At 64.2% G+C, this 12,190-nt stretch carries 11 protein-coding genes; 7 read left to right on the plus strand and 4 right to left on the minus strand.

Translation table 11 applies throughout. From position 1 onward, the window contains the following. Positions 1-196: 196 nt before the first annotated feature. A complete protein-coding gene (locus CGS25_RS05975) occupies positions 197-1,615 on the minus strand; it encodes a 3-oxoacyl-ACP reductase (RefSeq protein ID WP_101674914.1) in 1,419 nt (472 codons plus the stop codon). A 244-nt stretch (positions 1,616-1,859) separates the two neighbouring features. Between CGS25_RS05975 and CGS25_RS05980 the strand changes: the two genes are divergently transcribed. Then, the gene (locus CGS25_RS05980) at positions 1,860-3,146 is read left to right on the plus strand and encodes an acetyl-CoA C-acetyltransferase (RefSeq protein WP_089031519.1); all 1,287 of its coding nucleotides are present in this window, start codon (positions 1,860-1,862) and stop codon (positions 3,144-3,146) included. 87 nt (positions 3,147-3,233) lie between these two features. Here the strand turns inward: CGS25_RS05980 and CGS25_RS05985 are convergent, their stop codons facing one another. Next, positions 3,234-4,097 (minus strand): acyl-CoA thioesterase, encoded by an 864-nt coding sequence (locus CGS25_RS05985; RefSeq protein WP_089031520.1) that lies wholly within the window; start codon positions 4,095-4,097, stop codon positions 3,234-3,236. 218 nt (positions 4,098-4,315) lie between these two features. Between CGS25_RS05985 and CGS25_RS05990 the strand changes: the two genes are divergently transcribed. The 5 genes from CGS25_RS05990 to CGS25_RS06010 all read left to right on the plus strand — a co-directional run bounded on the left by CGS25_RS05990 (position 4,316) and on the right by CGS25_RS06010 (position 8,024). Beyond that, positions 4,316-4,639, plus strand: coding sequence for a PepSY domain-containing protein (locus CGS25_RS05990; protein ID WP_101674915.1), 324 nt, complete (start codon positions 4,316-4,318; stop codon positions 4,637-4,639). After that, positions 4,639-4,950 carry a PepSY domain-containing protein gene (locus tag CGS25_RS05995; RefSeq protein WP_101674916.1) on the plus strand — a complete coding sequence of 104 codons (312 nt, stop codon included), beginning with the start codon at positions 4,639-4,641 and terminating at the stop codon, positions 4,948-4,950. Before CGS25_RS05990 ends, CGS25_RS05995 begins: the two co-directional genes overlap by 1 nt. Continuing rightward, a complete protein-coding gene (locus CGS25_RS06000; RefSeq protein ID WP_101674917.1) occupies positions 4,950-5,618 on the plus strand; it encodes a response regulator transcription factor in 669 nt (222 codons plus the stop codon). The genes CGS25_RS05995 and CGS25_RS06000 overlap by 1 nt, the downstream gene beginning before the upstream one ends. Before the next feature lie 5 nt (positions 5,619-5,623). Then, entirely contained in the window at positions 5,624-6,940 is a 1,317-nt protein-coding gene (locus CGS25_RS06005; RefSeq protein WP_232802289.1) for an ATP-binding protein, read from the plus strand. Positions 6,941-7,010: 70 nt separating this feature from the next. Beyond that, positions 7,011-8,024, plus strand: a complete 1,014-nt coding sequence (locus CGS25_RS06010; RefSeq protein WP_101674919.1) for an alpha/beta fold hydrolase — start codon at positions 7,011-7,013, stop codon at positions 8,022-8,024. Between the two features lie 10 nt (positions 8,025-8,034). Here the strand turns inward: CGS25_RS06010 and CGS25_RS06015 are convergent, their stop codons facing one another. Then, complete coding sequence (locus tag CGS25_RS06015; protein WP_089031526.1) at positions 8,035-8,646, minus strand: TetR/AcrR family transcriptional regulator; 612 nt, start codon at positions 8,644-8,646, stop codon at positions 8,035-8,037. Between the two features lie 168 nt (positions 8,647-8,814). Here CGS25_RS06015 and CGS25_RS06020 point away from each other — a divergent pair, with 168 nt between their 5' ends. Beyond that, the gene (locus CGS25_RS06020) at positions 8,815-10,833 is read left to right on the plus strand and encodes an NADPH-dependent 2,4-dienoyl-CoA reductase (protein ID WP_101674920.1); all 2,019 of its coding nucleotides are present in this window, start codon (positions 8,815-8,817) and stop codon (positions 10,831-10,833) included. 109 nt (positions 10,834-10,942) lie between these two features. Here the strand turns inward: CGS25_RS06020 and CGS25_RS06025 are convergent, their stop codons facing one another. Beyond that, positions 10,943-12,145, minus strand: coding sequence for an acyl-CoA dehydrogenase family protein (locus tag CGS25_RS06025; protein WP_101674921.1), 1,203 nt, complete (start codon positions 12,143-12,145; stop codon positions 10,943-10,945). Between the last annotated feature and the right edge of the window lie 45 nt (positions 12,146-12,190).

Here is a 12,190-nt window from a genome sequence, read left to right on the forward strand (position 1 = left end):
AGGCGCGGGCAGAACGTCCACGCCAGTTGAAAGTTACAAGTTAAAAGTTGAAAGCGCGGTAGCGCCTGGGGAGGGCGCCGGGCCGTGGTGTCCGCGCGGAAGGCTAAACACCAGGCCCGGCCGAAGGCCGTGGATGTTGGGGGGGGCCGGCCGGGCCCTTTTAACTTTTAACTTTCAACTTTTAACCGCGCTTTTCTCAAGCCCCCAGCATCATCTGGCCACACACCCGTACCACATTGCCGGTCAGGCCCTGGGCCGCGGGGCTGGCGAAAAAGGCGATGGTTTCCGCCACGTCCACCGGCTGGCCGCCCTGGTTCATGGCGTTCATGCGCCGGCCGGCCTCGCGAATGGTGAACGGAATGGCGGCGGTCATCTGCGTTTCGATAAAGCCCGGCGCCACCGCGTTGACGGTGATGCCCTGGTCGGCGTATTCCCCGGAATAGGTGTCGATCATGCCGATCACCGCCGCTTTGGAGGTGCCGTAGTTGGTCTGCCCCAGGTTACCGGCGATGCCGGCGATGGAGCTGATCGAGATAATACGGCCGCCGTCGCCCATGCCGCCGTCGGCGATCAATTGCTCGTTAATGCGCAACTGGCTGGCGATGTTGATGTTCAACACCATATCCCAGAAGTTTTCCGGCATGTTGCCGAGCATTTTGTCGCGGGTCACGCCGGCGTTGTGCACCAGAATGTCCAGACCGCCCATCTCCCGGGCGGCTTCGGCGATGGCCCGTGGCGCCTGCTCGGAGGTGATGTCCAGTTCCAGCGTCTTGCCGCCGATCTCGGCGGCCACGGTGTTGAGATCTTCCGCCATCGGCGGGATGTCCAGCACCGTGACCTCGGCGCCGTCCCGGGCCAGCACTCGGGCAATGGCGGCGCCGATGCCCCGTGAGCCGCCGGTGACCAGCGCTTTCTTGCCGGCCAGGGGTTGCTCCCAGTTGAACGTTTCGGCCTGGAAGCCGGCCTGGGCCACGCGCACCACTTGCGCCGACACGTAAGCCGATTTCGGCGACAGGAAGAAATGCAGCGGGGCGGCCAACTGGCTTTCCGCGCCGGCTTCCACATACACCAGCTGCACCGTGGAGCCGCGCTTGATCTCCTTGCCCACCGAGCGGGTAAAGCCTTCCAGGGCGCGCTGAGCGACGCGGGCCGTGCCGGTCAGGGTTTCAGGGGTGCGTCCGATCACGATCACGCGGGCGCAGCTGTCGAGTTTTTTCACCACCGGGTGAAAGAATTCCCACAACGCCTTTAACTGGTCCGGGTGTTCGATGCCGGTGGCATCGAACACCAGGGCCTTGAATTTGCTGTCGTCTTCCCGGGTGGCGGTGTAGTTGTCGGCGCTGACGCCGGCGGCGGCGGCCTGCTTCTGCAGATCGGTGGCGTTGGCGGTGTTGGCGAGTACCGCGGCGCTCGCCTCCGGCGCGCCCTTGAGCGTGGCGAACACGGTGTCCACCGCGCTGGACCCGGGCGCGGCGCCGACCAGAACCCGGCCTTTGATGAAGGAAGTTCGGCCCGGTTGCCAGCGCTCGAGAATCACCGGAATCGGCAGATTGATGGCGCTGAACAGCGCCTTGCCCATCGGAGAGTTGGCAATCGCCTGATAAGTATCGCTCATGGTCCTGTCCTTTGCCGTGCAATGATCCGCTGCGGCGCGCCGGATCGAAGAAGGGGCGTCGCCGCTTTCAGGGTGCGTATTGAAGCACCGGCCTGTAAAGGGTGTATTGACCGGCCCGGGAAGCGCAGGGGGCGCCGAAGCCAATGAGGCACACCGGCGGACCGCTAGACTGCGCTCATCTGTTAACCTGGGCGCGACGCCGAGAGCACACTCCGGCGCAACCGCCACTGTGGAGGAATTAACTATGCTGGCAGGCGAGAACGTACGCAAGGTAGCCATTGTCGGCGGCAACCGCATTCCCTTTGCCCGCTCCAACAGCGCTTATTTCGAGGTCAGCAACCAGGACATGTTCACCGCCGCGCTGAATGGCCTGGTGGACCGCTTCAAACTCCACGGCGAGCGCATGGGCGAAGTCGCCGCTGGCGCGGTGATGAAGCACTCCCGCGACTTCAATCTGGTGCGCGAATGCGTGCTTGGCTCCAAGCTCGCCCCGGAAACGCCGGCCTACGATCTTCAGCAGGCCTGCGGCACCGGCCTGGAAGCGGCCATCCTGGTGGCCAACAAAATCGCGCTGGGGCAGATTGACTGCGCCGTGGCCGGTGGCGTGGACACCACCTCGGATGCGCCGCTGGGCGTTAACGAGCAGGCGCGCAAGGTGTTCATGGAGATCAACCGCGCCAAAAGCACCGGCGATAAACTCAAACAGGCGATCAAGCTGATCAATCCCAAGCTGATGATCCCGGACATTCCCAAGAACGGCGAGCCGCGCACCGGCTTGTCCATGGGCGAGCACCAGGCGATCACCGCCGCCGAATGGGGCATCCCCCGTGAAGCCCAGGACGAGCTGGCCTGGCGTTCCCACCAGAACCTGGCCAAATCCTATGAGGAAGGCTGGCAGCAGGACCTGATGACGCCGTTCCATGGCCTGGAGCGCGACAACAACATGCGTGGCGACTCCACCATCGAGAAGCTGGCTACCTTGAAGCCGGTGTTCGGCGGCCCCGAGGGCACCATGACCGCCGCCAACTCCACGCCGCTTACCGATGGCGCCTCCGCGGTGCTGCTGGCCACCGAGGCCTGGGCAACCGAGCGCGGCCTGCCGGTGCAGGCGTACATGACCCATTGTGAAACCGCCGCGGTGGATTTCATCGGTAAAAAAGAAGGGCTGCTGATGGCGCCGGCCTACGCGGTGCCGCGCATGCTTGATCGTGCTGGCCTGACCTTGCAGGATTTCGATTTCTACGAGATCCACGAGGCGTTCGCGTCCCAGGTGCTGACCACCTTGAAAGCCTGGCAGGACGAAACCTTCTGCAAAGAGCGCCTGGGCCGCGATAAGCCGCTCGGTGCCATCGACATGAACAAGCTGAACGTGAAGGGCTCGTCCCTGGCCGCCGGCCACCCGTTCGCCGCCACCGGCGGCCGCATCCTCGCCAACGCCGCCAAACTGCTCAACCAGAAAGGCTCCGGCCGCTGTTTGATCTCGATCTGCGCCGCCGGCGGGCAGGGGGTTGTGGCGATCGTGGAAAAATAAGTTGAAAGTGAAAGGTTAAAAGGAGAAAGCGCGGGCACGGCCTGGCTGAAAAGGCGAGGCCCTGCGCCGCGTTTCAACTTTTAACTTTCAACTCTGCTGTCTGATCAACCCCTCCTGACACACCGACGCCACCAGTTCTCCCTGGCGGTTGAACACCCGGCCGCGGGCGAAGCCGCGGGCGCCGGTGGCGATCGGGCTTTCCATGTCGTAGAACAGCCAGTCGTCGATGCGGATCGGGCGGTGGAACCAGACGGTGTGATCGAGGCTGGCCACTTGCACTTCGCGGTTGACGAAGGTGAAGCCGTGGGGCAGCAGGGCGGCGCCCATCAGATTGTGGTCACTGGCGTACGCCAGCAGCGCCTGATGCAGCAGTGGGTCGTCGCTCTGCAATCCGGTGGCGCGCAGCCAGGTCTGGCGCAGCGGCGGGCTTTTCTCCGGGGTGAGCGGGTGGCGCCGGGTTACCGGGCGCAGCTCCACGGGCTTGCGGCGCAGCATGGCGGCACGGAAGTTCTCCGACATTTCCTCATTTTCCAGGAACTGGGCGTTCATTTCGTGCTCGGTGACCAGGGTGTCCGGGTCCGGGGCGCTGAATTCCGCGGTCTGGTGTTGAGGGCCTTCTTCGGCGGTATGGAATGAGGCGGCCATATCAAAAATCGGCCGGCCGCGTTGCTCGGCGACCACCCGGCGGGTGGAAAAGGTGCCGCCATCGCGAACCCGCTCGACCCGGTAGGTGATCGGCAGGCGGGCATCGCCGGGGCGCAGAAAATAGGCCTGCAGGGAATGGGCGGGGCGGTCGGTGACGGTGCGCGCCGCCGCGATCAGCGCCTGGCTGACCACCTGGCCCCCGAAAATGCGCGGTCCCACGATATTGCGACTTTCCCCCTCGAACAGGTCTTCGTCGAGCCGGGTCAATTCGAGCAGGGCGAGCAGATCGGGCAGATCGGTATCCATCGAACGTCCTCTTGTTACTGTTATGCGTGTCGGCTCCGCGGGCATCTGTGGCGGGCGGGCTGGAGCATAATAATGGAAGTCCATTCCAAAAACACATCGGCACTGTCGGGTGCCGCCCTGTTCATTTTGAATTCATCGCCCATTCAGGGACAATTAAGCGCGCTGTCATAGAGTTCGTCCTGTGCCCACACGGGCTTACCAAAGGAAAGGAGAACTCCATGAAAGCCACTCAATATACCCTGATCGCCGCCCTCGCCGCCCTCGCCGGTTTCGCCGGCCTTGCCAGCACCGCCCATGCCCGTGATCTGGGCCCGGATAAAGCGGTGCAATTGCTGGAGGCGGGCAAGGTGCAATCCTTCGAAAAGCTCAATCAGGCGGCGCTGGCCAATCACCCCAACGCGACTCTGGGTGACACCGAGCTTGAGGAGCAGTACGGAAAATACGTCTACCAGGTCGAGCTGCGTGACGAACAGGGCGTGGAGTGGGACATTGACCTCAATGCCGCCACCGGCGAGATCCTTCACGAGGAGCGTGACGACTAATGATGGAACTGGGACGCGGGGCGGCCATTGCCTCCTTGCTGTTGCTGAACTCAGGCGCCACCCACGCCCTGGACATCAGCCAGGACGAGGCGCTTCAGTTGCGCCGCCAGGGTGAAATCCTGTCCTTCGAGGCGATCCTGAAGGTGGCGATGCAGCGCTATCCGGACGGTCGGCTTTTGGAGACCGAACTGGAGCAGGAAGGCGAGCGTCTGATTTATGAGATCGAATTGCTGACCGGCGATGGCGTGGTCCGGGAAATGGAGATCGACGCCCGCGACGCCAGCGTATTACGCGACGAGCTGGACGACTGATGCGCCTGCTGCTGGTGGAAGACAGCGTCTCGCTGGCGGATCAGTTGATGCCGATGTTGCGCGATCATGGCTATGCCGTGGACTGGCTCGCCGATGGCCGCGACGCTCTGGTGCGCATTCACGACGAACCCTATGACCTGGTGATTCTCGATCTCGGCTTGCCGGGTCTGGACGGCCTGGCGCTGCTGCGGCGCTGGCGCCAGGACGGCGAGACACAACCGGTGCTGATCCTGACCGCCCGCGACAGCTGGGCGGAGCGGGTGGAAGGCCTGAGGGCCGGCGCCGACGACTACCTGACCAAACCGTTTCACCCGGACGAGCTGCTGCTGCGGGTGCAGGCGGTGCTGCGCCGCAGCCATGGCAGCACCAATCAGACCCGGCTTAACGCCGGCGGGCTGGCTTTGGACGAGGAACGCCAGAGCGTCTGGCTGCAGGATCGGGAGGTCACCCTGACCGGCGCGGAATTCCGCATGTTGCGTTATTTCATGCTCAATCAGGGCAAGCTGTTGTCCAAATTCCAGATCTCGGAGCATCTCTACGACGGCGAAAACGAACGCGATTCCAACGTGGTCGAAGTGCACATCAACCGCTTGCGGCGCAAGCTGGGCAGCGCGGTGATCCAGACCCGGCGCGGGCAGGGCTATCTGTACACCGGGGTCGAGCCGTGATCTCCATGGGCCGGCGATTGGGCCTGAGTCTGTTCATCAGCCTGTTGCTGGCCGGGGTTCTGGTGGGCCAGGCGGCGCTGTGGTGGTTGGATCAGGAGCAGCGCGACACCGTGGCCGCCCAGCTCAATGACGAGGCCACCAGCGTCCTGGCGGCGCTGGTGGAAGGCCGTGATGGCCTTGCCTTGCAGCAGCAAATGCTCGACCCGGCCTACCGCAACCCGTTTTCGGGCCGCTATTTCATGGTGCTGATCGGCGAACAGCGTTGGCGCAGCCGCTCGCTGTGGGACGCCAACCTGGATGTGCCGGAAGCCGGCGGCACCGACAGCGAACTGCGCGCCGGCCCCGGTGGCCAGCAACTGCTGCGCTTCCGTGGCGATTACAGCATGGCGGGCCAGCCGATCACCATCGTGGTGGCGCAGGATTACACCCCGCAACTGGACAACTTCGAGGACATCAAAACCGCCGCCCTGGCCGCCTGGGTGGTGGTGTTGGCGGGTCTGGCGCTGGCCCAGCAGTGGCTGATCCGGCGCGGGCTGAAGCCGCTCAATCAGGCGCGCCGGCAATTGGAGCAATTGCGCGGCGGCGAGCGGGTGGAGCTGGACGAAAACGTGGCGGTTGAACTGCGGCCGCTGGTGACCGAGGTGAACCGGCTGCAACGTCACACCGAGCAGCAGTTGCGCCGTTCCCGCCACGCCCTGGGCGACCTGGGCCACGCCCTGAAAACGCCATTGGCGGTATTACGCAACCGCTGTGACGAGCGTTTGCAGGCCGCCGACCCGGCCCTCCATGCGCTGCTTGATGAACAACTCGACCAGCTTGAAACCAGCGTGCGCCGTGCCTTGAGCCGGGCGCGGGTGGCCGCCGGCGCCACCACCAGCAACCGCTTCAACCCGGCGGAAGACGTGCCGCTGCTGGTCGCCACCTTGAAACGCGCCCACCACCGGGACCTGAACGTGGAGGTCAGCGGGCAGGGGCTGCCGCCACAACCGGTGGAACGAGACGACATGCTCGAAGTGCTCGGCAACCTGCTCGACAACGCCTTCAAATGGGCGCGGCACCGGGTCTGGCTGGGCCTGGAACAACGCAACGGCGAGCTGCTGCTCAGTGTTGCCGACGATGGCCCGGGCGTCGCCGCCGAACGCCGCCACCTGGTGTTAAGGCGCGGCGAGCGCCTGGACCAGCGCATGCCCGGCCATGGCCTGGGCCTGGCGATCGTCAGCGACACCGTCGACGCCTACGGCGGCCGCTTGATGCTCAGCGAGAGCGACGCCGGCGGCCTGCTGGTGCGCATCGTGCTGCCGGTGGCCGATCGCGGCTTGTAGCAGGAACTTTCCCGCCCTTGGTGAGCCTCTTAACAGACGACCTGTGAAATCCGCAAATGAGGTGGGAACGATGCGCGCACTGATATTGCTCGCCACTCTGGCGGTGGCCTTGGCCATGCCTTTGTCCGGTAGTGCCGATGAGCCGGCGTTTGACGCCCGGCTTGAGGGCTATCAATACCCCTACACCGTGCACACGCTGAAATTGAACAGCCAGCGGCAAGACCTGGAAATGGCGTTCATGGACGTCAAACCGGCTCAGCCCAACGGTCGCGCGGTGTTATTGCTGCACGGCAAGAATTTCTCCGGCGCTTATTGGGGCGACACCATTGCCGCGCTCAGCGACGAAGGCTATCGGGTGGTGGTGCCCGACCAGATCGGGTTTGGCAAATCCAGCAAGCCGGCGCATTTCCAGTATTCGTTTCAGACTCTCGCCGATCACACCCGGGTATTGCTCGACACCTTGGGCGTTCGCAAGGTCAACGTGGTGGGGCATTCCATGGGTGGCATGCTGGCCACCCGCTTCGCGCTGATGTTTCCCGAACGCAGTGAATCCCTCTCTCTGGTCAATCCGATCGGGCTGGAAGACTGGAAGCGGGTGGTGCCCTGGCAGCCCGTGGAAGCCTGGTACCAGGCGGAACTGAAGAAGACGCCGCAACAGGTGAAGCGCTACATGACCGCCAGCTATTTCGACGGGCAATGGAAATCGGCGTACCAACCGCTGTTGACCCTCCAACAAGGGTGGATACGGGGCCCGGATTACTCACGGGTGGCGTGGAACTCGGCGCTTGCCTACGACATGATCTTCAACCAGCCGGTGGTGCACGAGTTCCAGGACATCAAAGTGCCGACCTTGTTGATCATCGGCACCCGCGATCGCACCGCCCTGGGCAAGAACCGGGCGCCGCAAGCCGCTCGTGAGCAGCTTGGCCGCTACGACCAGCTCGGCCAGCGCGCCGCCGAGTTGATCCCCAACGCCCGCCTGGTGGAACTGCCGGGGGTCGGGCATGTGCCTCAGTACGAGGCCTTCAAGCCCTACATGCGGGCCCTCGGCGGTTATCTGGACAGCGTCGGGCCGCAGGCGTGAGGCGAGGCTGTCAGCGTGGCGCCACCAACCCGGCCAGGATCAGCCGCACCGCCTGATCGCTGACCGCCTCCATGTCTTGCCGGTCCACGTAGATGCCGTCCAGCAACAGACGGCACAGGCCATGCAGCGTCGCCCAGCTGGCCTGGGCGACGCGCAGCGGCTCGGCATCGGCGGGCAGCAGTGCCCGTTGCCCGGGTTCATTGAGGCGCTCCACATAGCGGCGAAAGCAGCCATGGGCGACCTGTCGCAGGGATTCGGTGGTGTGGCCCGCTTTCCACAGGGTCCGCCCGAACATCAGTTCATACTGTTCCGGGTCGTCGGTGGCGAAGCGCAGGTAGCCGCGCACGAAATCGCGCAGCGAGCGCTCGCGGTCCTCGCCACTGAAATCAACCCGATCCATCAAGGCTTCCAGGCGATGAAAACCCGCTTCGGCGAGCGCGCACAGCAGCGCGTTCTTGTCCTGGAAATGGTGATACGGCGCAGTACGGGACACCCCGGCCCGTTCCGCCAGCCGTCGCAGTGAAAGCCCCTCCACGCCCTGTTCGCGCAGCAAGGTGGCGGCCTCGCGCAGCAAAGTGGCGTGCAGATCGCCGTGGTGATAGCGGGACGGCTTGTTGGCCATGAATGCTCCATCGGGCGGCGAGTGGTTCGGATCGGATTGTAGAAGCGGCGGGCCGCGGCGCGCCAATCTTGACGGCGTCAAAATAGCATCGTATCTTGACGCCGTCCAGATCAAGCCAGGTGTCGCGATGCGTTCGCTGGCGCCCAGCCTCTACACGGAGAATGCGCCATGCCGGCCAAGGCTTACCCCCATTTGCTCTCGCCCCTGGATGTGGGGCGCACGCAACTGAAAAACCGCGTCATCATGGGTTCCATGCACACCGGTTTGGAAGACCGGTTCTGGCACTATTCCAAGCTGGCGGCGTATTTCGCCGAGCGTGCGCGCGGCGGCGTGGCGTTGTCGGTGACCGGCGGCATCAACCCCAACCGCCACGGCTGGTTCTACCCCCTGGCGGGCACTTTCAACCGTAAGCTGGACATTCGCAATCACCGCAAGATCACCGACGCGGTGCACGCCGAGGGCGGCAAGATCGCGCTTCAGATTCTGCACGCCGGCCGTTACAGCTATCACCCGTTCTCCCGCTCCGCCTCGGCGATCAAAAGCCCGATCAACCCGTTCAAGCCAAAAGCGATGAGTACCCGGGAAGTGAAGAAGACGGTGCGCGATTTCGCCCGCACCGCCGAGCTGGCCCAGGCCGCCGGTTACGATGGCATCGAGATCATGGGGTCCGAGGGCTATCTGATTAACCAGTTCACCGCGCCGCGCAGCAACAAGCGTAAGGATGAGTACGGCGGCAGCGCCGAGAACCGTCGTCGTTTCCCGGTGGAAATCGTCGCCGAGGCGCGCCGCCGGTGCGGGCCGGATTTCATCATCATGTACCGGCTGTCGGTGATTGATCTGGTGCCCGATGGCTGCACCCACGAAGAAGTCCTGGCCCTGGCCCGGGACGTCGAGCGGGCCGGCGCCGACATCATCAACAGCGGCGTGGGTTGGCATGAGGCGCGCGTGCCCACCATCGTCACCTCGGTGCCGCGCGCGGCGTTCGTGGAGGCCACCCGGCAGGTGAAAGCGGTGGTGTCGATTCCGGTGGTGGCGTCCAATCGTATTAATGACCCGGATCTGGCCGAAGGCATTCTCGCCGACGGTTACGCCGACGCCATTTCCATGGCCAGACCGTTGCTGGCGGACCCGGAGTTTGTCAACAAAGCGGCGGCCGGGCGCAGCGATGAGATCAACACCTGCATCGCCTGCAACCAGGCCTGCCTGGACCACACCTTCGAGCTCAAGCGTGCCTCCTGCCTGGTCAACCCGCGCGCCTGCCACGAAACCGAGCTGGTGTATCTGAAGACCGCGCAGCCAAAGAAGGTGGCGGTGGTGGGCGCGGGCCCGGCGGGGCTGGCCTGCGCCACCGTGGCCGCCGAGCGCGGTCACCACGTGACCCTGTTTGACCAGGCCGAGCGCATCGGCGGTCAGTTCAATATGGCCAAGGTGATTCCCGGCAAGGAAGAGTTTCACCAGACTCTGCGTTATTTCGGCAAACGCATTGAGCGCACCGGCGTGAAGCTGGTGTTGAATCGACGCATCAGCGAGGGCGAGCTGGAGCAGGAGGGCTTCGAGGAAATCGTCATCGCCACCGGCGTGACCCCGCGCATGCCGGCGATTCCCGGCATTGATCATGCCAAGGTGGTGTCCTACGTGGACGTGCTGACCGGCAAGATTGAGGTAGGCGGCCGGGTGGCGGTGATCGGCGCCGGCGGCATTGGCTTCGACGTCTGCGAGTTTCTTGCCGAGCATCCCCGCGACGGCGCTCAGCCGTTACCCGAGTGGCTGCGCGAATGGGGCGTGGACTTCCAGACGCAAACGCGGGGTGGCCTGGTGGAGAAGGCGCCAGAGACACCGGCGCGCCAGATCTACCTGCTGCAGCGCAAAACCTCGGCGCCGGGCAAGGACCTGGGCAAGACCTCCGGCTGGGTCCACCGGGCCACGCTGAAAAGCCGCCAGGTGGAAATGCTGCCTGGTTGTCAGTACGACCGCATCGACGACCACGGCCTGCACGTTTCCCAGGATGGCAAACAGGGTTTGCTGGAAGTGGACCACGTGGTGATCTGCGCTGGCCAGGAATCCCAGCGTGACCTGTATCGCGACGGCGAGGCCCGCTGGCACCTGATCGGCGGCGCCGACCTGGCCGCCGAACTCGACGCCAAACGCGCCATTAAACAAGGCTCGGAACTGGCGGCGAGCTTATAGGGCGGCTTCGCCGCCCGTTACAGGATTCAGGATTCAGGATACATTGAAGAAAGAGCTGAGCGCGCCCCTGTATCCTTCATCCTGAATCCTGTATCGAGGCCGATGGCCTCTATTTCAGTTCCTTGGAGCTCAGCCCCAACACCCGTCGCGCGATGATCAATTGCTGGATCTGCTGGGTGCCTTCGAAGATGTCGAGAATCTTGGAGTCGCGCGCCCATTTTTCCAGCAGCTCGTCTTCGGTGTAACCCACCGAACCGGCCAGTTCCACGCAGCGCAAGGTAATGGCGTTGCCGACGCGCCCGGCTTTGGCCTTGGAAATGGAAGCCTCCAGCGAGTTGGATTGTTTGTTGTCCGCCATCCAGGCCGCTTTCATGGCCAGCCAGAACGCTGCTTCCCATTCCGCTTCCATGCGATACAGCTCGGCCTCGACCGCGCTGGTGTTGTCCACCGGTTTGCCGTAGTCGTAATCAATGGCCTCGGCAAGCAGTTCACGGGTGCGTTCCAACGACGCCTTGGCCACACCCAGGGCGAAGCAGGCCACCAACGGCCGGGTGTTGTCGAAGGTCTCCATCACGCCACCGAAACCGCCGGTTTCCACTTCCGGGTTGCCGAGCAGATTTTCCGCCGGCACGCGGCAGTCGGTGAACGTAATGGCAGCGGTGTCGGAGGCGCGAATGCCCAGTTTCTTTTCCAGGCGCACCAGTTCCATGCCCGGCGTGCCCCATTCCACCACGAACGATTTGATCGCCGCGCGCCCCAGCTTCGGGTCCAGGCTGGCCCACACCACCACGCAGTCGGCGCGCTCGCCGGAGGTGACATAGATCTTTTCGCCGTTGAGCAGGTAGTGATCGCCATCCTGGCGGGCGGTGGTGCGGATCGCCGCGGAATCGGAGCCGGCGCCGGGCTCGGTGATCGCCATCGCCGCCCATTGGCCGCGAAAGCGTTCCAGTTGTTCCTCGTTGGCCACGGCGGCGATGGCCGCGTTGCCCAAACCCTGACGCGGCATGCCAAGCAGAAAGCCGGTGTCGCCGTAGCAAAACTCCAAGGCGCCCAGGCAGGTGCTCATGTTGGAGCCGTTCTTCACCGAGCCGTCGTTCTTTATCTTGCCTTTACCGGTCTGGCTGGCACCGGCGGAGTTCGCCGGGTCGCCTTCGTTGAAGCCATCCAGGACCGAGGCGATCATGTCCAGCTCCTTGGGGCGCTGGTGCTCGGCGCGGTCATACTTTCGTGAAATCGGGCGGAACGTGCTGATCGCCACCTGATGGGCGTTATTGATCAGCGCTTTGAATTTCTTCGGAATCTCAATGTTCATGGGGTCTTCCTTCCTGGCCGTTCGGGCCGTTCGGGCCGGGCGGGC

The sequence above is a fragment of the Alloalcanivorax mobilis genome (genome assembly GCF_002864685.1).
Taxonomy (GTDB): domain Bacteria; phylum Pseudomonadota; class Gammaproteobacteria; order Pseudomonadales; family Alcanivoracaceae; genus Alloalcanivorax; species Alloalcanivorax mobilis.